20 protein-coding genes, 1 pseudogene and 1 riboswitch are annotated in these 20,534 nt (G+C 60.9%); of the genes and pseudogenes, 15 read left to right on the top strand and 6 right to left on the bottom strand.

Annotated elements, in window-relative coordinates; all coding sequences use genetic code 11:
- Positions 1-519 (bottom strand): MBL fold metallo-hydrolase (locus AC1ECN_RS15940; RefSeq protein ID WP_477953500.1); only part of this gene is annotated, 519 nt, incomplete at its 3' end.
- A 253-nt stretch (positions 520-772) separates the two neighbouring features.
- A complete protein-coding gene (locus tag AC1ECN_RS15935) occupies positions 773-1,585 on the bottom strand; it encodes a DUF2092 domain-containing protein (protein WP_130672808.1) in 813 nt (270 codons plus the stop codon).
- Positions 1,586-2,219: 634 nt separating this feature from the next.
- On the opposite strand from AC1ECN_RS15935, the gene blh reads away from it, so the two are divergent.
- On the top strand, positions 2,220-3,500 hold the full coding sequence (blh, locus tag AC1ECN_RS15930) for a bifunctional sulfur transferase/dioxygenase Blh (protein ID WP_477953498.1): 1,281 nt from the start codon (positions 2,220-2,222) through the stop codon (positions 3,498-3,500).
- Positions 3,501-3,533: 33 nt separating this feature from the next.
- Here the strand turns inward: blh and AC1ECN_RS15925 are convergent.
- Positions 3,534-3,680 (bottom strand): annotated as a pseudogene (locus AC1ECN_RS15925) (type II toxin-antitoxin system VapC family toxin); the annotation flags it as partial.
- Positions 3,681-3,796: 116 nt separating this feature from the next.
- Positions 3,797-4,051, top strand: a riboswitch (cobalamin riboswitch).
- A 176-nt stretch (positions 4,052-4,227) separates the two neighbouring features.
- On the opposite strand from AC1ECN_RS15925, the gene AC1ECN_RS15920 reads away from it, so the two are divergent.
- The 4 genes from AC1ECN_RS15920 to AC1ECN_RS15905 all read left to right on the top strand — a co-directional run bounded on the left by AC1ECN_RS15920 (position 4,228) and on the right by AC1ECN_RS15905 (position 7,698).
- Positions 4,228-5,244 (top strand): ABC transporter substrate-binding protein, encoded by a 1,017-nt coding sequence (locus AC1ECN_RS15920; protein WP_130672806.1) that lies wholly within the window; start codon positions 4,228-4,230, stop codon positions 5,242-5,244.
- Between the two features lie 5 nt (positions 5,245-5,249).
- On the top strand, positions 5,250-6,281 hold the full coding sequence (locus AC1ECN_RS15915) for a FecCD family ABC transporter permease (RefSeq protein ID WP_204340808.1): 1,032 nt from the start codon (positions 5,250-5,252) through the stop codon (positions 6,279-6,281).
- Positions 6,278-7,042: an ABC transporter ATP-binding protein gene (locus tag AC1ECN_RS15910; RefSeq protein ID WP_130661856.1), complete on the top strand. Its 765-nt coding sequence runs from the start codon at positions 6,278-6,280 to the stop codon at positions 7,040-7,042. The genes AC1ECN_RS15915 and AC1ECN_RS15910 overlap by 4 nt, the downstream gene beginning before the upstream one ends.
- A 98-nt stretch (positions 7,043-7,140) precedes the next feature.
- Entirely contained in the window at positions 7,141-7,698 is a 558-nt protein-coding gene (locus tag AC1ECN_RS15905; RefSeq protein WP_130661855.1) for a hypothetical protein, read from the top strand.
- On the opposite strand, the gene AC1ECN_RS15900 is transcribed toward AC1ECN_RS15905, so the two are convergent.
- A complete protein-coding gene (locus tag AC1ECN_RS15900) occupies positions 7,695-8,192 on the bottom strand; it encodes an HIT family protein (protein WP_130672804.1) in 498 nt (165 codons plus the stop codon). The genes AC1ECN_RS15905 and AC1ECN_RS15900 overlap by 4 nt on opposite strands.
- Positions 8,193-8,413: 221 nt before the next feature.
- Between AC1ECN_RS15900 and AC1ECN_RS15895 the strand changes: the two genes are divergently transcribed.
- Positions 8,414-9,337 carry an MYG1 family protein gene (locus AC1ECN_RS15895; protein ID WP_024322459.1) on the top strand — a complete coding sequence of 308 codons (924 nt, stop codon included), beginning with the start codon at positions 8,414-8,416 and terminating at the stop codon, positions 9,335-9,337.
- Between the two features lie 131 nt (positions 9,338-9,468).
- Here the strand turns inward: AC1ECN_RS15895 and AC1ECN_RS15890 are convergent, their stop codons facing one another.
- Positions 9,469-10,113, bottom strand: coding sequence for a LysE family translocator (locus tag AC1ECN_RS15890; protein WP_130672803.1), 645 nt, complete (start codon positions 10,111-10,113; stop codon positions 9,469-9,471).
- Between the two features lie 260 nt (positions 10,114-10,373).
- Here AC1ECN_RS15890 and AC1ECN_RS15885 point away from each other — a divergent pair, with 260 nt between their 5' ends.
- The 6 genes from AC1ECN_RS15885 to AC1ECN_RS15860 all read left to right on the top strand — a co-directional run bounded on the left by AC1ECN_RS15885 (position 10,374) and on the right by AC1ECN_RS15860 (position 15,405).
- Positions 10,374-10,763, top strand: a complete 390-nt coding sequence (locus AC1ECN_RS15885) for a c-type cytochrome (RefSeq protein WP_018074371.1) — start codon at positions 10,374-10,376, stop codon at positions 10,761-10,763.
- A gap of 163 nt (positions 10,764-10,926) precedes the next feature.
- Positions 10,927-11,745 carry a cytochrome c oxidase subunit II gene (locus AC1ECN_RS15880; RefSeq protein WP_477953495.1) on the top strand — a complete coding sequence of 273 codons (819 nt, stop codon included), beginning with the start codon at positions 10,927-10,929 and terminating at the stop codon, positions 11,743-11,745.
- Between the two features lie 76 nt (positions 11,746-11,821).
- A complete protein-coding gene (gene ctaD, locus AC1ECN_RS15875; protein WP_130672802.1) occupies positions 11,822-13,591 on the top strand; it encodes a cytochrome c oxidase subunit I in 1,770 nt (589 codons plus the stop codon).
- Positions 13,588-14,301 carry a cytochrome c oxidase subunit 3 gene (locus AC1ECN_RS15870; protein WP_018074374.1) on the top strand — a complete coding sequence of 238 codons (714 nt, stop codon included), beginning with the start codon at positions 13,588-13,590 and terminating at the stop codon, positions 14,299-14,301. Before ctaD ends, AC1ECN_RS15870 begins: the two co-directional genes overlap by 4 nt.
- An 11-nt stretch (positions 14,302-14,312) precedes the next feature.
- Positions 14,313-15,032, top strand: coding sequence for a heme-copper oxidase subunit III family protein (locus tag AC1ECN_RS15865; RefSeq protein ID WP_018074375.1), 720 nt, complete (start codon positions 14,313-14,315; stop codon positions 15,030-15,032).
- 7 nt (positions 15,033-15,039) lie between these two features.
- Complete coding sequence (locus tag AC1ECN_RS15860) at positions 15,040-15,405, top strand: cytochrome C oxidase subunit IV family protein (protein ID WP_018074376.1); 366 nt, start codon at positions 15,040-15,042, stop codon at positions 15,403-15,405.
- A 61-nt stretch (positions 15,406-15,466) separates the two neighbouring features.
- Here AC1ECN_RS15860 and AC1ECN_RS15855 read toward each other — a convergent pair whose 3' ends face one another.
- Positions 15,467-16,504: an AraC family transcriptional regulator gene (locus tag AC1ECN_RS15855; protein WP_130672801.1), complete on the bottom strand. Its 1,038-nt coding sequence runs from the start codon at positions 16,502-16,504 to the stop codon at positions 15,467-15,469.
- Positions 16,505-16,625: 121 nt separating this feature from the next.
- Between AC1ECN_RS15855 and AC1ECN_RS15850 the strand changes: the two genes are divergently transcribed.
- From AC1ECN_RS15850 to AC1ECN_RS15840, 3 genes are all read left to right on the top strand, one after another.
- Positions 16,626-18,077, top strand: a complete 1,452-nt coding sequence (locus AC1ECN_RS15850; RefSeq protein ID WP_130672800.1) for an APC family permease — start codon at positions 16,626-16,628, stop codon at positions 18,075-18,077.
- Positions 18,074-18,247 carry a hypothetical protein gene (locus AC1ECN_RS15845; RefSeq protein ID WP_018074379.1) on the top strand — a complete coding sequence of 58 codons (174 nt, stop codon included), beginning with the start codon at positions 18,074-18,076 and terminating at the stop codon, positions 18,245-18,247. Before AC1ECN_RS15850 ends, AC1ECN_RS15845 begins: the two co-directional genes overlap by 4 nt.
- 76 nt (positions 18,248-18,323) lie before the next feature.
- Entirely contained in the window at positions 18,324-20,312 is a 1,989-nt protein-coding gene (locus tag AC1ECN_RS15840) for a primary-amine oxidase (protein WP_130672799.1), read from the top strand.
- Positions 20,313-20,534: the final 222 nt, after the last annotated feature.

Below are 20,534 nucleotides of genomic sequence, written 5' to 3'. Positions count from 1 at the left end.
GAGGTAGGGAAGGTCCGCATAGTGATCGACATGGAGATGGGTGAAGAAAATATCGTTCACCGTCTGCAACGGCACGGCCATCGCGATGATGTTGCGCATGCAGCCCGAGCCGAAATCGAAGAAGAACCGCTTGCCGTTACCGAGTTCGACCATGATGCAGGTGCCGGCCTGCGCGCGCGTGACAGGGATCGGCGTACTGCCGATGAAGGATATCCGCATCTCGTCGGGGCCGATCTGCTCCTGACCGGGGTAGTAGACGTTGTTGCTGGCGAGATAGGGCGTCGGCCGATAATACGGCGGCAAGGTGATGCCGCCGCTCGGCACGCCGCCGTAAGGATTCTTTGCCTGAACCGCACCCGGCGTTTCGTCTGCCGCTTGAACCGACGAAACGGCAGCCGTCGACAGCGCCGATACTCCGGCCAGACCTGCAGCCTTCAGTGCCTGACGGCGACTTATCGGCCGATGACCGGCACCTGCTTCATCATTTTTGGTATTTGCGTCTGCCGACCCCGGTTTCATGGCGCGTTCCCCCCACCAACGGATGCCTATCCTCGCACTTTCAAAAGCTCGACAGTGAGATCGCATCTAACAGTTGTATACGCCAACCGCGCAGCGCCGCACCGTGTGTCGCGCCACTCCGGCCGGCCAACCCTGGCCTCGGCGGTCGTCACAAAACTGGGCAGGCCCGGAATGGAAAGCTCCGTTCCCACATCGAGCCCGGACTAGGCTAGTGTCCCGGTCAGCAGGGCGATGTTGAGTTTCGTTGACACGGTCATTTGGTGTCTCCCACGACAAAATTATCTGGAAGCTCATCGATATCGATAAGTTGCTTCGGGTCGTCGACGCGCTTGGCGTCCGTCGGGGCCTTGAAGCTGAAATCCTTCGGATTAAGTTCCGCGCCGGTCTTCCAGTCGCTGATCTGGACGCTGTACTGCGGTCCTTGGTCTACTTGAGTTGATGTAATGATGTATCTGCAGGGATAAGGGTGCTCCCCTTGTGCGATCCATATCTGCCAGTCGACTTCCTTGGTCCGAAACGCCAGATGATCGCATTCAGTGCCACCAATGACACCGCTGCCGAGGTCCTTCACATCGACGACGTCACGCATCAACTCCTCGTAGACATTTGACTGGAGCAGATCAGCGCCAGGTACCGGCAGGTTATGCTTGGCTCTGAGCTCCTCGATCAGATGGTCAATCGTACCGGGCACTTCGAATTGAGCGTAGAGATTATTGTCTTTGCCCAACAGCGTCAGCGTCTTTCCATCGAAGGTGATCTCGACATTGGCAAAACCGCCGGACCGGGTGGCGCGGATTTTGTCGGGCCGAGCCATGTCCATCGTGCCTGAACTTGCCAGCAGCAGTTTCTGATGTTCCTTGGTGACAACCTCGAGACTGGTGTCATAGGCAAAGGAAACGGACTTTTGCTTGGCCATATAGTCCGACATGGTTTTGACCAAAGCCTTCGCCTCCACTTCACCAGCCGCTGCGCCAGAAGGCGTTCCAGACGAGATGGTCAAGGTCAGCATCGCGGATGTCAGCGTCACTGCCATGACTTGGGCAGTTTTTCGCGCCTTCGTGCTCATCGAGGTAACCTCCTTCGCACACCGTCAGGTGTGGAGCTGATCCAGGTTCATTTCTGTGCAGGCACTGGAACAGGATGATTTTAGGCCTGCTCGGCCTAAAGTCTGAATCCTGTTCTAATTTAAATAGTTAGAGCATGATGTCGTCCGAAAACCGCTCACACTTTTCGACATCATGCTCTAGAAAATGCGTCTCGGGGTGAATCAGAGCGGCAACGACAGATCGCTAAACGCATCGCTGGCAGGCACCAGCCCGACAGGTGGCTGAGCTGTGAGCGATGGTCTGTAAGAGCGAAAAGCTGATGGAACCCCAACTCACATTTGGCAGGGCTTTACTGCCCTCTTTGTGCAATGCCCTAATTTTTAGCTGTTACTAATGTACTCCGCAAATTGGGCCTCGTCCATAGATCGGCTCCGCCTGACAGAGGGGCATGGCACTTCGCTGGATTAATCGGTCCTGACCCTTCCCAAAACTCGCGTATTTTGTGATGCGGCTCTCTGGCGCCACAGGTTTCCTGCAAGTCAATGGTGCGGCGTAGGTCAGGAGGCGCGTATCCTTGCGCTCAGCAATATACTTGTGAGATTGTATCGATATACATGCGATACTGCATGATGAGGGCATGGCGCGGGGGCTTCGATGACATCCGTGAGGGTTAACGACCTGTTGTCGGTGGCGGCTCAGCCGGATGCCGCCGCCTTTGCCAGTTTTGCGGCGCAAGGCTTCGCCGCTGTCATCAATGCGCGGCCCGACGGCGAGGAGCCGGGGCAGCCGGGCAATACGGCGGAAAAGGCTTCCGCCGCTGCCGCCGGGCTCGCCTACAGCTTCGTGCCCGTGAAGGGGACCGAAATCACCGAAGCCGATATCCGTGCCTTCCAGGCGGCGATGACGCAAGCGAAGGGGCCGGTCGTCGCCCATTGCAAGAGCGGCACGCGGGCGCTGACCCTCTATGCGCTGGGCGAGGTGCTCGACGGGCGGATGAAGCCCGGAGATGTCGAGGCCTTCGGTCAAAACCTCGGTTTTGATCTTGCCGGCGCGCGACGCTGGCTGGAAAAGCGGTCAGGGCAGGTGGCTGATGTGAAGGCCTTCTTCGAGCCCCGCACCTGCAGTGTGCAATATGTCGTTTCCGACCCGGCGACGAAACGCTGCGCCATCATCGACCCGGTGCTCGATTTCGACGAGATGTCGGGGGCGACGGGGACGGCCAATGCCGACGCCATCCTTGCTCATATCAAAAGTGAAGGGCTGACGGTCGAGTGGATCCTCGACACGCATCCGCATGCCGATCATTTCTCCGCCGCGCATTATCTGCATGAGAAGACCGGCGCGCCGACGGCGATCGGCGCCCATGTCACCGACGTGCAGACGCTCTGGAAGGAAATCTACAACTGGCCGGCGCTTAAAACCGACGGCTCGCAATGGGACCGGCTGTTTGCCGATGGCGACACCTTCGAAATCGGTGCGCTTAAAGCCCGCATGATGTTTTCGCCCGGCCATACGCTTGCCTCGATCACTTATGTGATCGGTGACGCCGCCTTCGTGCACGATACGGTGTTCACGCCGGATTCCGGCACAGCGCGCACGGATTTCCCAGGCGGCAGCGCTAGCGCCCTCTGGCACTCGATCCAGGCGATCCTGTCGCTGCCCGAGGAGCCCCGTCTCTTTTCCGGCCACGACTACCAGCCCGGCGGCCGGCACCCGCGCTGGGAAAGCACGGTGGCGGCGCAGAAGCGCGCCAATCCGCATATTTCAGGCATCGACGAGGCCGGTTTCGTGGCGCTGCGCCAGGCGCGCGATCGCACGCTGCCCAAGCCGAAGCTGATGCTGCACGCGCTGCAGGTGAATATCCGCGGCGGGCGGCTGCCCGAGCCGGAGGGGAATGGCAGGCGATACCTGAAGATACCGCTGGATGCGTTGTGAGGGTAGGCGTGGTTGTGGCAACCGCCGCATCGTTCAAAGCGCGCTTTCCACATCGGTCATGACGAAGTCGTCGCCGACAAATAGCAGCCGGCATCCATGTTCTCGAGCCACCTCGTAGGCGAAGCAGTCGCCGAAGTTCAGGCTTGCGGGGTGGGCGCCTTTGCCCCAGGTGCGGTTCGCCAAGCCGCGACCGGCAGTTCGCGCACCGAACGGCGGCGTGAAGCCATACGCGCGATATATTTATCTGCTGGCGGCATGGCGCCTTCGGAATAATCATTGACGGCGCGCGGGCAGGCGACGTAACTGGGTGCGACGGTTCCCTGAAGATGACTCCAAGGGGATTAATAGGGAACACGGTGAGGACGACCCAGCAGGGACCGAGACCGTGGCTGCCCCCGCAACTGTAAGCGGATTGTCGATCATCTCAGGAGTGGCCAGCGACTGGCCATCTCTGAAGGGCTCACGCCCTGCCACTGCGAGATATTGCGGGAAGGCGGATGAAACGACGGATATCCGCAAGCCAGGAGACCTGCCGTCAATCACGATCCAATCAACCGGGCGGGGATGCCCGGACAAGGAACAGATATGATTGACCTGCTGAACCTTCGCCGAATTCCGGCATGCATCCGTCTCGATTGGGCCTCCTGCGGCTAGTGCGCCTAAGCGTGCTTTCGGTCCGCGCATATGCGCGGAACGGCCGTGATTTTTCCCTTCATCGAGGTTTTCCATGCGCCAGATTCTCGCCACCATGACATTTGCCTTCGGGCTCGCCGGCCTTGCTGCACCAAGCCTTGCCGCGACCCAGTATCCCTTGACCGTGACCAATTGTGGTCAGCAGGTGACCTTCGAAAAGGCGCCGTCCAAAATCGTTTCGATCGGCCAGGGCATGACGGAAGTGCTCTTCTCGCTCGGCCTTGCCGACAAGATCGCCGGAACGGCCGTCTGGGTCGGTCCCGTCCTGCCGCAATATGCCGAGGCCAACAGCAAGATAAAGCGACTTGCCGACAACGACCCGAGCTTCGAATCCGTCGTCGGGCAGGAGCCCGATCTGGTGGCGGCCGAGTTCGAATGGCATGTCGGCGCACAGGGCTCGGTCGGCAAGCGGGAGCAGTTTAAGGATCTCGGGATCAATACCTATCTGGCGCCGGCCGATTGTGTCGCCAAGGTCAACACCGATGGCGGCGACGGCGTGCGTGGGGAATTGTTCACGATGGAGCTGATCTACCGGGAAATCGTCGAGCTCTCGGAGATCTTCGACGTGAAGGAACGCGGTGATGCGCTGATTTCGGAATTGAAAAAGCGCGAGGCGGATGCCGTCGCTTCGATATCAGGCGCCTCGGGCAAGAACCTGCCCATCGTCTTCTGGTTCTCCAGCAAGGAGGTCAATGGCGACGCCTTCATCGCCGGTAAAAACAGCGCGCCCGCCTATATTCTGAAGACGATCGGCGCGAAGAACGTCATCACCACGGAAGAGGAATGGCCGCTGGTCGGTTGGGAAACCATCGCCCAGGCGAACCCGGCGGTGATCGTGCTCGCAACCATGGACCGCCGCCGCTACGCGGCTGACGATCCCAAGGTCAAGGTCGATTTCCTCGAGAACGATCCTGTGACCAAGGAGCTGGACGCGGTCAAAAACAAGCACTTCGTGATGATGGACGCACAATCAATGAACCCGACGATCCGTACGATCGACGGCATCGAGACATTGGCGAACGGCATCAAGTCCTTCGGCCTGGCGCAGTGAAGGCAATGTCGGTCAGGCAACAGGGATGGTGGGCGCTTGCCGCGCTCACCATGGCCGCACTTCTCCTGCTCGGGCTGATGATCAGCCTTGCCGTTTCCATCGGCGAGATCGCAATTCCCGTTGCGACGACGGCGGAAGCGGTTTCGAACCGGCTGTTCGGAACGCATTTCGAGCTCAGCCGCATCCACCAGGGCATCGTCTGGGATTATCGTCTGAGCCGCGCGCTCGTCGCCGCCAGCGCCGGCGCATCGCTCTCGCTTTGCGGTGCGATCCTGCAGGCACTGCTGCGTAATCCGCTGGCCGAACCTTACATGCTCGGCATCTCCGCCGGCGCTTCGACGGGCGCCGTCTGCGTGATGATCCTCGGCTTCGGCTACGGTGTTCTCGGCCTGTCGAGCGGCGCCTTCATCGGTGCGGCCATCGCCTTTCTGCTGGTCGGCTTCCTGGCGACGGGTGCGGGGGGAACCGGCGAGCGCATCATCCTGTGTGGCGTCGCCGGTTCGCAGCTCTTCAGTGCACTCACCTCCTACATTGTGACGACATCGGCGAATGCCGAACAGGCGCGCGGCATCCTGTTCTGGCTGCTGGGTTCGCTCAGCGGCGTGCGCTGGCCGGATGTCTATCTGTCGGTGCCGATCGCGCTTGCCGGCTTCATCATCTGCATGGCCCATGTGCGGGCGCTCGACGCCTTCGCTTTCGGCACGGATGCCGCCGCCTCGCTCGGCATTGCCGTACGCCGCGTCCAAATCGTGCTGTTCGCCATGACGGCGGCGATGACGGCAAGCGTCGTCAGCATGGTGGGTTCGATCGGCTTCGTTGGCCTCGTCATCCCCCACGCCGCCCGCTTCCTCGTCGGGCCGGCGCATAGGCGGCTGCTGCCGGCAACGGCGCTTGGCGGCGCGATCTACATGGTCGGCGCCGATATCGTCTCGCGCATCATCATCCCGCAGCAGATCCTGCCGATCGGGGTCGTCACCGCACTCTTCGGCGCACCGGCTTTCGCCGTCATCCTCTATCGTGTGCGGGGGAAGGCATGAGCATCAGCGTCGATGAGGTGAGCTTTGCCGCCGGCGATACCGTCATCGTCAACGGCGTCAGCCTGACGGTGGAAAGGGGCAAGGTACTCGGCCTGCTCGGGCCGAACGGTTCCGGCAAATCGAGCCTTCTCAGATTGATCTGCCGGCTGCGCAGGGTTCACAGCGGCATCATCAGGCTGGGCGACGACGACATTTCCTCGCTGTCGCGCGCCGCACTTGCGCGTCGCGTCGCCTTCGTCGAGCAGCAATCGACGACCGATACGCAATTGACCGTACGCGACGTGGTGCGGCTTGGCCGCACGCCGCATCGCGGGCTGTTGTCGTCCTGGGGCGCCGGAGACGACGCCGCCGTCGACGAGGCCCTGTCGCGGACGGGCATGCGGGAGAGGGCGGGCCAGCTCTGGCAGACGCTCTCGGGCGGCGAGCGCCAGCGCGTCCATATTGCCCGATCGTTGGCACAGGCGCCGAGCGAACTGCTGCTCGACGAGCCGACCAACCATCTCGATATCCAGCATCAACTCGACATTCTCTCGCTGATCTCAAAGCTCGGCATCACCTGCATCGTCGCGCTGCACGATCTCAATCTGGCGGCGATGTTCTGCGACAGGCTGGCGGTGCTTCAGAAAGGCGAGGTCGTCGCCTCCGGCGCGCCGGAGGAGGTGCTGACGGAGGATATGATCGGTCGGGTCTTCGGCGTTCGCGCCCATGTCCAGAAATCGGCCGTGCATGGCCGGCATCATATCCAGTACGTCATGGATTGACGGATGGCCGGGAATTTCGGTCTCAAGGAGGAGGTATGGCCTCGCTAGCCTTTTTTCCGGACTGGCGTATTATTTGCTGCGGTCGAATGGAGTCCGAGATGCTCGAACGAAATCAGCTTCCCCTGCGCCCTGTCGCGCCCGGCTTCGCCGTCGCCTGGGTCGTCGTCATTTCAGGTGCGAGCGTCGCCCTCAGCCTGTTTTTTGCCTGCATCACGCCCTTCGTGGCCTTGGCGGCGGTATCGGCGGTCATTCTTCCCCGGCGGATGGCGGTGACGGCGGTTCTGCTGGCCTGGCTGGCCAACCAGATGGTCGGATATCTGGTGCTCGGTTATCCCCAGACCTGGGACAGCTATGCCTGGGGTCTGGCAATCGGTATCGCGGCATTTGCATGCCTGGCCGCAGCGCTCCTAGTCCTTCGTCTCTCGGCCGATCTTACCGTCACGATGGTCGGCGCCTTCATGGCCGGGTTCGTTGCCTATGAAGGCGCGCTGTTTGCCGCAACAGTGGTGCTTCCGTCCGGCGCGTTTTCGGCAGCGGTGGTCGCTGATGTTCTGTTGATCAATTCTCTCGCGGCGATCGGGCTCATCTGCCTGCATGCCGGCGCGGCAGCTGGCCGTGCGCTCGCCGCAAGCCAGCCGGGACCGATGTTGTCTTAGGCTTGAGGCGCCGGAAACCGCATCGCCTCCCGCAGCAGCTCGATGGCCTCTGAGACCGATGGCCCTTTGACCGGTGGCGGCTCTGCGCGTTCGCAGAACTCGCGCCAGACAAACAGCGTCAGTTCCGCGCCATCCGTGGCGGTTTCTCCCGGTCCCTCTGCGAAATTCTCGAGCAAGCGATATCGACTGTCCTTCCAGAACAACTCCTCCACCCAGTCATATATCGGGATCACATGAAAATGGATCGGGTAACCAGGCGTGTGCCCGTATCGGCCGATATAGACGCGCTGAGCATTCAATTGCTGTTTCAAGGTACTCTGAGCCCTTGCAAGTAATGGGCCGAATTCGGCCAAAGCATCTTCGGACAAATCCGACAGATCGTTGGTGTCGGTCTTGGAGCTGATCATGAGGTAACCGGGAAGGGCAGAATTGATGCGGTGGTTCACAAGCCATCCGGCCGTCTCGACAATGTGAAAGTGCTGAGGGATCTCCACGGACTTACTCCTGATGCACCCTTCAGGGGCTTCGATGAATCCTTCTAGAGGCCGGTATCTCGGTGACATGAGAAAGGACGCTGTAACACATTGGATTGCTGCATCATTTTATTCTTAAATCGACTCCGATTTAAGGTATGGGTTGAGATAGCAGCCGGCAACGGTTATTTGGTGCCGACCTGCAAGCGGACTCTCCGCGAACGACAAGGCGCATAGCTCCTATGATCCCCGATTTCCTCGTCACCCATTCCGGTGGCTTTCATGCCGACGAATTGCTGTCGAGCGTCATCCTGACCCGGCTTTTCCCGCAGGCGCGAATTGTCCGCAGCCGTGCGCCGGAGTGGATCACGCCGGGCGAAGACCGGATCATTTATGATGTCGGCGGAGCCTATGATCCTGCTGCCGGGATATTCGATCACCACCAGCGCGCCGCGCCGCTACGCGACGATGGCCAGCCCTACAGCTCGTTCGGCCTGATCTGGAAGCATTACGGCCGTGATTATCTGGCAGCCTCCAGCCTTCCCGAAGCACATGTGGAAGCGATGCATGGCTCTTTCGACGCCAGCTTCGTGCTGCCGATCGATCTGACCGACAATGGCGCGTTTAGCCCGTCGGGGCCGCTGGCCGGGCTGACACTGCCGGCGCTGCTGGAGACCCTGAAACCGGTTTTCGACGAGACGGCCCCTGACGCCGACGATCGCGCCTTCCACGCGGCCCTTGCCATTGCCCGCAGTTTCGTCGAGGCCAGGATTGCCCAGAGTGCTGCAAAATTGCGGGCCGAGGCGATCGTGCAGCGGGCAATCGAGGCTGCGGGGCAGGGGCGTGTTCTGGAATTGCCGAGGGGAATGCCCTTCCGTCCCGCCATCGTCAAGGCGGGCGCCGATCACCTGCTGTTCGTCGTCCACCCGCGCGAAAAGGACTGGTGCGTGACCGGCATCCGCCGCGCCGAGGACGGGTTCGAGCTCCGAGCCGACCTGCCGGCAGCCTGGGCCGGTCTCGCCAATGGTGAGCTGGAGGCGGCTTGTGGAGTAGAGGGCGCGAGCTTCTGCCACAACGGCCGCTTTATCGCTGCCGCCAGGACCCGCGAGGCCGCTCTCGCCATGGCCGAGTTGGCGGTAGAAGAGGCGCTTTCGATCGGGACGTAGTCAAATGGCGGCAGCTGGGGTGGCGCGAGACCAGCATCATATCCAGCCCCGGCGGCAGGTCGCTGATCCTGTTACCGCCCTCCGGACGTTCGCCCAGCCTTTCCGTGACGAAGGCGGTTTGCCCGTCTTCGCTATCCGGCCTGCAATGTTGCCATCTTGGCGCCGAAGCCGATGAAGACCACGCCTGTCGCGGCTTTCAACCAGCGCTGGAAGCGCTGGTTGCGCGCAGCTCTGGCGAGCCTCGCAAAGAGCATGACCATCGAGCCGAACCAGATGACGTTGAGGCTGGCATGGACGGTGACCAGAAGGAAAGCCTCGTCGATCGCGGCCCGGCCATTGGCATCGTGGTGGATGAACTGCGGGAAGACCGCGAGGTAGAACATCGACACCTTCGGGTTCAGGGCGTTGGTGAGGAAACCCTCGAGGAAGGCGCGGGGGAGGTGCCTTACCTTACGGGAAGGGGTCACTGACGTTACGGCAGCATAACCGCGCCAGGCGCCGACCAGCGCCTTGATGCCGATCCAGCAGAGATAGGCGGCGCCAACCATCTTGACGACGAGGAAGGCCTGCGCCGACTGCGCCAGCAGCAGGGAGATGCCGCAGATCGACAGGGTGCCGTGCACATAGAAGGCGGCGACGAAGCCGGCAATATTGGCGAAACCGGCGCCACGCCCCGAGGCCGGCACCGTCTTGGCGATGAGGACGCCGTTGGGGCCGGGGGAAATGATCAGCAGCGCGGTGACGAAAGCAAAAGACAGAATTTCAGCAATCGACATTGCGCGCCTTTCCTGGGGCTGGTTTCGACTGTGGGGGCTTCAAGCAAGTATGTCGTCGCCGATACCGGCGTCAATATCCAATTCTCTGGGGTGACGGACCCTCCCGAGACTGGAACAGGCCCGGCCTGCGTCCAAATTGTGGAACCGATTGACTTGCACCCACGAACGACTAATCTTCATGATATCGCGACACCATTCGCGGGAGAGAGACGGCGGATGGTGCGAGTGGGTGGGAACCCTTCAGGAGGAAGAGGTTTGCCGTGGATTACCGTATTGTACTGCTGATCGGTGCTGCCGTGATTGCCCTTTGTCCTGGTAACGCCGGGGCTCAGGAGGGCGATCCGACGGCGGGTGCTGTCGTTTTCAAGAAATGCGCCACCTGTCATATCGTCGATTCCGATACGAACAAGGTCGGCCCGTCGCTGAACGGGTTGTTCGGCCGCAAGGCCGGAACGCATCCTAATTTTGCCTATTCGGCCGGTATGAAGGCGGCTGGCGAGGGTGGTCTTGTCTGGGACGAGACGGTGCTGCGCGATTATTTGCACAATCCGAAGGCGAAGGTGAAGGGCACGAAGATGGCCTTCGTCGGCGTGAAGGACGACCAGGAGATCACCGATCTCATCGCCTATCTGAAACAATATTCCAAATGATGGGCAATATTCCAACTGCGGGCATTACTTCAAATGACGGGTCGCGGCCGGTGGCGCGTGCCTAAATTGCGGTAATTGCCGATATTTTCTATCTGTGCGATAATTAAAGACGGACTTTTTACGGAATGCGGTTTCACGGGTCACTGCTCGAGGAGGAGCGGACATGGCTGTCGTGCTGATCCTCGTCCTGATTGTCGTCGGCTCGGTGCTGTTCCATGTGCTGAGCCCGTGGTGGTGGACGCCGATCGCGTCCAACTGGACCTATATCGACAGCACCCTCGTCATCACCTTCTGGATCACCGGCATTGTCTTCGTGGCGGTGGTTTCGTTCATGGCCTATTGCGTCTTCCGCTTCCGGCACAAGCCAGGCAACCGGGCGCATTATGAGCCCGAGAACCGCAGGCTGGAATTGCTGCTGGGAGGGGGAACGGCGGTCGGCGTCGCGGCGATGCTGGCGCCTGGCCTGATCGTGTGGAACCAGTTCATCACGGTGCCTGCCGATGCCGCATCGGTCGAGGTCGTCAGCCAACAATGGCTGTGGAGCTTCCGGCTGCCCGGAGCCGACGGAAAGCTCGGCCGGGCCGAGACGCGCGACGTCACCCCCGAAAATCCGCTCGGCCTCGACAAGAATGATGCAAGCGGCCTTGACGACGTCATCATCGAAGGCGGCGAGCTGCATCTGCCGATCGGCAAGCCGGTCCACATATTGCTGCGCTCCGTCGATGTGCTCCACGATTTCTACGTGCCTGAGTTTCGCGCCAAGATGGACATGATCCCCGGCATGATCACCTATTTCTGGTTCACGCCGACGCGCACGGGGACCTTCGAGATCCTCTGCGCCGAACTCTGCGGCGTCGGCCATCCGCAAATGCGCGGCACCGTCRTCGTCGATAACGACGCGGACTACCAGACCTGGCTCGGGCAGCAGCAGACATTCACCCAGTTGACGGCATCATCGGGAGAGCTGCCGCCGGCAAACTGAACCGGCCGGAGGCCGCGTACCGGTTCAAGGAACCGGAGAAGCAGTCGCAGACCGCTTGGGAAAGGGAAGAGAGATCATGGTCGAGATTCCATCCGGCAGCATCCCATCCGCCGAAGTCGAGGATGTCGAGCTTTATCACCCGCACAGCTGGTGGACCAAATATGTGTTCAGCCAGGACGCCAAGATCATCGCCGTGCAATATTCGATCACGGCCATCTCGATCGGCCTGGTGGCGCTGGTGCTCTCCTGGCTGATGCGGATTCAGCTCGCCTTTCCCGGCGCTCTCTCCTTCATCGATGCCGATCACTATTACCAGTTCATCACCATGCACGGCATGATCATGGTGATCTATCTGCTGACCGCGCTCTTCCTCGGCGGCTTCGGCAATTACCTCATTCCGCTGATGGTCGGCGCCCGCGACATGGTGTTTCCCTATGCGAATATGCTGAGCTACTGGATCTATCTGCTTGCGGTGCTGATCCTGGTCGCCGGCTTCTTCGCCCCCGGCGGCCCGACAGGGGCCGGCTGGACGCTCTATCCGCCGCAATCGGTTCTATCAGGTACACCCGGCGGCAAGGACTGGGGCATCCTCTTGATGCTCTCCTCGCTGATCGTCTTCATCATCGGCTTTACCATGGGCGGGCTGAACTATGTGGTGACGGTGTTGCAGGGGCGGGCGCGCGGCATGACACTGATGCGGATGCCGCTCACCGTCTGGGGCATCTTCACTGCGACCGTGATGGCGCTGCTCGCCTTTCCCGCGCTCTTCGTCGCCTGCGTCATGATGCTCTTCGACCGCGTGCTCGGCACCAGCTTCTTCATGCCTGCCATCGTCGAGATGGGCACGCAGCTCCAGCATGGCGGCGGCAGCCCGATCCTCTTCCAGCACCTGTTCTGGTTCTTCGGGCATCCGGAGGTCTATATCGTGGCGCTGCCGGCCTTCGGCATCGTTTCGGACCTGATCAGCACCCATGCGCGCAAGAACATCTTCGGCTACCGCATGATGGTCTGGGCGATCGTCATCATCGGCGCGCTCAGCTTCGTCGTCTGGGCGCACCACATGTATGTCAGCGGCATGAACCCGGCCTTCGGCTTCTTCTTCGCCACCACGACGCTGATCATCGCTGTGCCCACGGCGATCAAGGTCTATAACTGGGTGCTGACGCTGTGGCGCGGCGACATCCACCTGACGCTGCCGATGCTCTTTGCGCTCGCCTTCATCGTCACTTTCGTCAATGGCGGGCTGACCGGCCTCTTCCTCGGCAATGTCGTCGTCGATGTGCCGCTGTCGGATACGATGTTCGTCGTCGCGCATTTCCATATGGTCATGGGGGTGGCGCCGATCCTCGTCATCTTCGGGGCGATCTATCACTGGTATCCGAAGGTGACGGGACGCATGCTCGACGAGGTGCTCGGCCAGATCCATTTCTGGGTCACCTTCCTCGGCACCTATGCGATCTTCTTTCCGATGCATTATCTCGGCCTGCTCGGCGTGCCGCGCCGTTACTTCGAGATGGGAGAGACGGCTTTCGTTCCGCCTTCGGCCCACACGCTGAACATCTTCATCACCGTGATGGCGCTTGTTGTCGGAGCCGGGCAGATGGTCTTCCTGTTCAATCTGTTCTGGAGCCTTTTCCGGGGCAGGGAGTCCGGCGGCAATCCATGGAGGGCAACGACGCTCGAATGGCAGACGCCGCAGACGCCGCCGGCCCACGGCAACTGGGGCAAGGACCTGCCCGTCGTCTACCGCTGGGCCTATGACTACAGCGTGCCGGGGGCGGCTGAGGATTTCATCCCGCAGAATGTGCCGTCAAGCGACGGCGTCACCCGGGAGGTCCACGCATGAACGTCATCCTGGTCTTCCTTGCTGCAATCGGCGCCATCATCATCTGGTGGCTTTCCGGGCAGCGGCTGACCTCGAAGCCCTGGCTGGAAACCGGATCGGTGCAACTGCCGGATCATCACAGCGCTGACCGGCCGCCGGTGCCGGCGGTGAAGATCGGCCTCTTCGTGTTTCTCGGCGTCGTTGGCGCGCTCTTCAGCCTTGCCGTCAGCGCCTATTTCATGCGTGCGGCGTCCGCCGACTGGTGGGCGATGCCGGTTCCCCGGCTGCTCTGGGTGAACACCGCGGCACTTGCCTTGAGCAGTGCCTCGCTGCAATGGGCGAAACGAGAAGCGGGGCAGGGCCGCATGGAAAACCTGCGGCCGGCGCTTGCCGCCGCGTTTGTCCTTGCCGTCGCTTTTCTCGTCGGACAGGTCCAGGCATGGCGGGAGCTGGTGGCGGCCGGCTACGTGCTTGTCGACAATCCCGCCAACAGCTTCTTCTACATGCTGACCGGCCTGCACGGGCTGCATATCCTCGGCGGGCTTGCCGTGCTCGCGCACACGACGGTCAGGGCATTTTCAACTGATGTCGCGCCGGAGAGACTGCGCCTCAGCGTCGATCTTTCCGCCATCTATTCGCATTTCATGCTCGCTGTCTGGCTGTTGCTCTTCGCGCTTTTCGCCGGCTGGGCGAATGATTTCGTCGATCTCTGCCGCACACTACTGAACTAAGGGGTTTGCAGATGGCACAGACTATCGAGACACACGGCGAGCCAGGCCTCAGGCCGGCCGGTCTGCGCGGTGTCGCGTCCGATTTCAGCTCTGATCAGCGCGCCTTCAAGACCGCCTCCTGGGGCAAGGCGATGATGTGGATCTTTCTCTTGAGCGACACCTTCGTGTTCGGCTGTTTCCTGATCGCCTATATGACGGCCCGCATGTCGACGCCCGTTCCGTGGCCCAATCCGAGCGAGGTCTTCGCGCTGCATATCGGCGGTGAGGACGTTCCGCTGATCCTGATTGCGATCATGACTTTCGTGCTGATCTCGAGCAGCGGCACCATGGCGATGGCGGTGAATTTCGGCTATCGCCGCGACCGGCGCACGACCGCGATCCTGATGCTGCTGACGGCGCTTCTCGGCGCTTGCTTCGTCGGCATGCAGGCTTTCGAATGGACGAAGCTGATCACCGAAGGCGTGCGCCCCTGGGAGAACCCATGGGGGGCGGCACAATTCGGATCGACCTTCTTCATGATAACAGGCTTTCACGGCACCCACGTGACGATCGGCGTCATCTTCCTCATCATCGTCGCCCGCAAGGTCTGGCGGGGCGATTTCGACGTGGAACGGCGCGGCTTTTTCACCAGCCGGAAAGGCCGCTATGAGGCCGTCGAGATCATGGGCCTCTACTGGCACTTCGTCGACCTGGTCTGGGTCTTCATCTTCGCGTTTTTTTATCTGTGGTGAGGTCGTCATGAGCGAGACAACGGCGCATGCACAAGTGCAAACGGCGCATGTACAGGCACACACCGGACAGCAGCATCCGCTCCGGCTCTATTTTCTCGTCTGGGGCCTGCTCTTCGTGCTCAGCGCGGCGTCCTACATGGTCGATTATCTCGGCGTCCAGAGCTACTTGAGGTGGACGCTGATCCTCGTGTTCATGATGCTGAAGGCCGGGCTGATCGTCGCCGTCTTCATGCATATGGCCTGGGAACGGCTCGCGCTCGTCTACGCCATCCTGCTGCCGCCGCTGCTGGTGCTGGTTTTCGTGGCGCTGATGGTATCGGAAGCGGACTACACGATCTTCACCCGGCTGGCGTTTTTTGGGGCTGGGCCGTAGGGCAGCAATCGGGCGGTCTCCGTTAGCGTTCCGATCGTCCATTTACTCGACTGCTACATCTTCAACCTGTCGAAGATGGGTAGTTCCCCTTCTTCTCCCAGGATCGCAGCGCACGCCAGAGCACGGTGTTGTCTGCATAACCCAGGACACGCGCAACTTCGGACATCGGTGCGGCATGTCGGTCGCCGAGATAGTGGGCGGCGAGTGTCTGACGATGCTGGCGAACGAGATCGCGAAGCGACACGCCTTCCTCCGACAGCCGGCGCTGCAGGCTCCGCGGCGACATCTTCAGTTCGGCGGCAAGGGTTGCGACTGTGATCGGCTTGCGGCCGAGATAGATGCTGATCAGAGCCTGGACCTTTTCAGTGACGATATCGCCGGCCGCTGGCTCGTTGACCAGATCGCCGATATGCCACTCCAGGATTTCGATCAGGCTTTTGTCTTCCGCACGGTGCACACGATCAGCCTCCGCCCTGTTCATGACCATCCGGTTGCCGGATTGGCCAAACAGGATGGGCGCGCCACAGATGCGTTCCAGCGCACTGGCGTCGCGCGGGGCGTGATGCTCGAGCTGGATTTCGATCGGCCGCCAGCCACGGCGGAAGCACGAACGGACGAGCTGACAGGAGGCGGCGATCGTGAATTCGCTGTCCTGCCGGCGCGGCCACATCGCTGGATCGACGATACGGTAGCTCCAGACAAAATCGCCATTCTCCTCGAACACGCCGGAACTGGTCGCGCCCTGGACCGCGTTCACATATTTCGACAGCCGTTCGAAAGCGCTGCGAATGGTCGGCGAGAGCGCAAAGAGCATTCCGATGGGGCCGATGTCGGCGGGCTTGAACCCGGTGCCCATGCGAGCTCCTAGTGCCGGTTCGCCGGTTATCGTCGCGGCCTCCTCGAACAGCGCGACATAACGCGCCATAGGCAGGACAGCGTAGGGATCTTCCAATTGCGAGCGCAGAATGCCGTGCGAAGCGAGAAGAAGGTCGGCTTTCCCGGATCTTTTATCGATTTGTTGCACCAGCGGGATCAAGACGGAGGCTCGAATAGAAGCAACTGCGGGCATGCGGCTGATCAAATGCGATGCAACTGCCATTTTCAGCGTCTCCGGTGACCGTCGTGGCGCGAATTATCGATTCATTGGCATAAACTGCAATTTCGGGGCCAGATCGCCGCGCTTACCTTCTTGGCAACAAACAAGCAAAGAGGGGTTCTCCATGACACTGGAAGCAAGCATGCCCGCACCATTATCGCCGGAGCGTCGTCTGGCCAGGAACTCAGTCGGCCTCGCCCACATCGTGTTCTTCGTCGTTGCCGCGGCCGCGCCGCTCACGGCCGTCGTCGGCGCCTCGCCGGCCGCCTTTGCCTTCGGCAATGGCGCAGGCGTCCCCGGCGCTTTCGTGCTTGCCGGCCTGCTCTACCTGCTCTTCTCGGTCGGCTTCACCGCCATGAGCCGGCATGTGGGCGGGGCAGGCGCTTTCTACACTTATATCACTCACGGCATCGGCAAGCCGGCGGGTGTGAGTGGCGCCTTCATGGCGCTGGTCACCTATAGCGCGGTTCAGATCGCCATCTACGGCCTGTTCGGTTTCTTCATGGCCAATGCCATAGCGCCGCTTGGGCTGGTCCTGCCCTGGTGGGGCTGGGCCTTCGCAGCACTCGTCGTCGTGCTGGTCTGCGGTCAGCGCAACATCGCCTTCTCAGGCGCGATCCTCGGCGTCTGCATGATTGCTGAAATCGCCATATTGCTGGTTCTGGATCTTGCCATCGTCTTTTCAGGCGGCGGACCGGAAGGCATCAGCTTCTCCTCCTTCATGCCATCGTCGGTCTTCGCGCCCGGCCTTGGTGCGGCGCTGGTCTTCGTTATCGGTTCGTTCATCGGCTTCGAAGCTACGGCCATTTTCGGCGAGGAAGCTGAAGATCCGGAAAAGACCATTCCCCGTGCCACCTATGTCGCTGTGCTGCTCATCACACTCTTCTATGCCTTCTCCACCTGGGCAATCGTGCAATTCTACGGTCCGGGCAAGGTGCAGGCCACTGCTGCTGCCGGCCTCGACAGCTTCTACTTCGCCGCCGCCAATTCCGTGCTCGGCGCGTGGTCGAGCCAGGTGATGAACGTGCTGCTGATCACCAGCCTGTTTGCCTGCATCCTGTCCTTCCACAATACGCTCAACCGCTATTTCTTCGCCCTGGGCCGTGAAGGCCTGGCCGCACAGGTGCTCGGCAAGGTGCACGCCAAGCATGGCTCACCCTATGCTGCAGGTCTGCTGCAAAGTCTGATCGCGGCCGTCATCCTTGGCCTGTTCGTGATTTTTGGTGCCGATCCTTACACCGTTGTGTTCTCGTGGATGGCAGCGCTCGCAGGTATCGGTATCCTGCTGGTGCAGGTGCTGGTCTCCGTCGCGATCGTCATGTTCTTCCGCAAGACGCCGAACAGATATAGCGCCTGGACCACGATGATCGCGCCKGCGCTGGCGCTCCTCGGCCTCGTTGGTTCGCTGGTGCTGGTCAGCTCCAATCTTTCACTCCTTTCCGGCAGCGAAAGCCCGATCGTCAAGGCTTTCCCCTATGCCATGGTGCTGGTGGGCATTCTTGGCGCGCTGTTTGCGATCCAGGTCAAGAGATCCAAGCCCGCTCTCTACGCCTCCCTTGGAAAGGTCTTCGAATGAGTGCCGTTGTCGAACTTGCACCCGTCGATCGCCTTCTCGTTCTCGCGGTCGCGATCCTTGCCGGCGCAACACTGCTGGTTGCCGTTGAGGCGCACGCCTTCTGCTCAGTGTTCTGCATTCATCGAGGCACGATGATGATCGAGACGCAGATCTGCTCCGGTCGATCCTGATCACCGCAGCTAGCGACGCGCCATGGTGCGTCGTCTCTTCCGAAACCAAGAGGCCCAAAACCAAAGAGGTATATCCATGGACGCCGTTGTCGCAGTCACCCATCCGCTCGATCCTCTGAGCCTCGACGAGATCGCTTCTGCCGTTGCCATACTCAAGGATACGCAGACACTCGCACCCACCTTCCGCTTTCCGATAACTCGGCTGGAGGAGCCGACCAAGGCGGATCTTGCCGCCCATCGCTTGGGCGACAGGCTGCCGCGCCTCGCCTTCATCCTGGCGATGGATATCAGCAATGGAGAAACCTTCGAGGGCATCGTAGACCTGACTGCCGGCACGGTGTCCTCCTATATCCGGCTGCCTCTTGATGAACTGCCTTATGGCCAGCCGCCGGTCATGCTGTGCGAGTTCGAAACCGTTGAAGGCACCGTCAAATCCGATCCGCGCTGGATCGCTGCCGTCAAGAAGCGCGGCATTACCGACGAGGATATTCCGTTCATCCAGATCGATCCTTTTTCCTCGGGCTATTTTGGCCGCGAATTCGAGAAGGGAAAGCGCATCGTCCGCGCCGTATCCTATTGGCGCGAGGATATCCGTGACAACGGCTACGCGCATCCGATCGAGGGCGTGGTGGCGGTGGTTGATCTGATCACCAACCGAGTGGTCGATCTCGTCGACGATGAGAAGATCATTCCGGTTCCGAGGAAGAAGCGCAATTATGGCCGCGAAACCTTCCCTGAACCGCGGCCCGATCTTGCGCCGCTGCATATCGTTCAGCCGCAAGGGCCGAGCTTTACGGTCGACGGCTGGAAAGTCGAATGGCAGAACTGGAGTTTCCGTGTCGGTTTCACCCCGCGCGAGGGCCTCGTTCTGCATGAACTCGGCATCAGGGATCAGGGCAGGCTGAGACCCGTCGTCTTTCGCGCCAGTGTCACCGAAATGGTCGTGCCCTATGCCGATCCGACCGCGAACCACTATTGGAAGAGCGCCTTCGATGCCGGCGAATATGGTCTCGGACGCTTGGCCAATTGTCTCGAACTCGGCTGCGACTGCCTCGGCCATATTCACTATTTCGACGTGCCGGCGGCGGACGATTTCGGCCAGCCTTTCATGATGAAGAATGCCACCTGCATGCATGAGGAGGATTACGGCATCCTCTGGAAGCATTACGAATTCCGCAACGGTGTTTTCGAAGTGCGCCGTTCGCGCCGCCTCGTCATCTCCTTCTTCGCAACCGTCGGCAATTATGATTACGGCTTCTACTGGTATCTCTACCAGGACGGCACGATCCAGCTCGAAGCCAAGCTCACCGGCATCATCCAGACGGCGGCGGTCGCGACCGGCGAAACCTATCCATGGGGCGGCATGGTCGATGACAATCTCGGCGGTCCGACCCACCAGCATTTCTTCAATGCGCGCCTGCACATGGATGTCGACGGCGGCGACAATACGGTAACCGAGCATGAGTTCGTGCCGCGTCCCTGGGGTGAAGACAATCCCTATGGCAATGTCTTCGATACCAGGACGCGTGTACTGAAACGCGAACTTGATTCCCCGGCACTCGCCAATGGCGAGACCGGCCGTTACTGGAAAGTCTCCAACACCAACACAAAGAACAGCGTCGGCAAGGCGCCGGGCTACAAGATTGTCGTCATGCCGTCGCCGGTCATGCTTGCCCAGCCGGATTCGACCGTTGCCCGGCGCGGCGGCTTCGCCAAGAAACACATCTGGGTCACGGCCTTCGATGCCAGGGAAAAATATGCGAGCGGCGATTATCCGAACGTGCATGCCGGCGGCGACGGCCTGCCGGGTTATGTCCAGCAGAACCGCGAAATCGAGAATGCCGATGTCGTGCTCTGGCATTCCTTCGGCCATACCCATGTCTGCAAGCCCGAGGATTTTCCGATCATGCCCGTGGAATATGCCGGCTTCACGCTGAAACCGAACGGCTTCTTCGCATCCAACATCGCCATGGACCTGCCGCCGGAAGGAAACAGCCAGAGCGTCGACAATCGCCTGCAGCACTCGCCCGACGACACCGGAAACGGCTCCTGTTGCCACATGTAGAGCTTGGCAGCTTCGATGGCGTGTCCGCACTCTTCCTGATGCGACGATGGCGCTGTAGAGTGGCCGAAAGTGCACCCGGCCGCCCCACCCGGAGGATCCGTATGGCTGCGGTCTTGTTGTTCCACCACGCACAGGGACTGACTCCTGATGCGGGAGCGTTCGCGGCGTTCTTTGGGCGGGGCCTTAGGGTGTGGCGGTCGTCTACACGCGGCACGCCTTGAG

The organism is Rhizobium sp. 01N447_2 (assembly GCF_056399245.1).
Note: the sequence above shows the minus strand (reverse complement) of the source record. Positions and strands in the feature narration are given on the sequence as shown.

Excerpts from the sequence above, each read along its gene's own strand:
- AC1ECN_RS15905 (WP_130661855.1), top strand. The coding sequence starts at position 7,141 with ATGCTCGAACGAAATCAGCTTCCCCTGCGCCCTGTCGCGCCCGGCTTC.
- AC1ECN_RS15840 (WP_130672799.1), top strand. The coding sequence starts at position 18,324 with ATGGACGCCGTTGTCGCAGTCACCCATCCGCTCGATCCTCTGAGCCTC.
- AC1ECN_RS15855 (WP_130672801.1), bottom strand. The coding sequence starts at position 16,504 with ATGGCAGTTGCATCGCATTTGATCAGCCGCATGCCCGCAGTTGCTTCT.
- AC1ECN_RS15870 (WP_018074374.1), top strand. The coding sequence starts at position 13,588 with ATGAACGTCATCCTGGTCTTCCTTGCTGCAATCGGCGCCATCATCATC.
- AC1ECN_RS15915 (WP_204340808.1), top strand. The coding sequence starts at position 5,250 with ATGTCGGTCAGGCAACAGGGATGGTGGGCGCTTGCCGCGCTCACCATG.
- ctaD (WP_130672802.1), top strand. The coding sequence starts at position 11,822 with ATGGTCGAGATTCCATCCGGCAGCATCCCATCCGCCGAAGTCGAGGAT.
- AC1ECN_RS15910 (WP_130661856.1), top strand. The coding sequence starts at position 6,278 with ATGAGCATCAGCGTCGATGAGGTGAGCTTTGCCGCCGGCGATACCGTC.
- AC1ECN_RS15845 (WP_018074379.1), top strand. The coding sequence starts at position 18,074 with ATGAGTGCCGTTGTCGAACTTGCACCCGTCGATCGCCTTCTCGTTCTC.
- AC1ECN_RS15920 (WP_130672806.1), top strand. The coding sequence starts at position 4,228 with ATGCGCCAGATTCTCGCCACCATGACATTTGCCTTCGGGCTCGCCGGC.
- blh (WP_477953498.1), top strand. The coding sequence starts at position 2,220 with ATGACATCCGTGAGGGTTAACGACCTGTTGTCGGTGGCGGCTCAGCCG.
- AC1ECN_RS15865 (WP_018074375.1), top strand. The coding sequence starts at position 14,313 with ATGGCACAGACTATCGAGACACACGGCGAGCCAGGCCTCAGGCCGGCC.
- AC1ECN_RS15935 (WP_130672808.1), bottom strand. The coding sequence starts at position 1,585 with ATGAGCACGAAGGCGCGAAAAACTGCCCAAGTCATGGCAGTGACGCTG.
- AC1ECN_RS15895 (WP_024322459.1), top strand. The coding sequence starts at position 8,414 with ATGATCCCCGATTTCCTCGTCACCCATTCCGGTGGCTTTCATGCCGAC.
- AC1ECN_RS15860 (WP_018074376.1), top strand. The coding sequence starts at position 15,040 with ATGAGCGAGACAACGGCGCATGCACAAGTGCAAACGGCGCATGTACAG.
- AC1ECN_RS15890 (WP_130672803.1), bottom strand. The coding sequence starts at position 10,113 with ATGTCGATTGCTGAAATTCTGTCTTTTGCTTTCGTCACCGCGCTGCTG.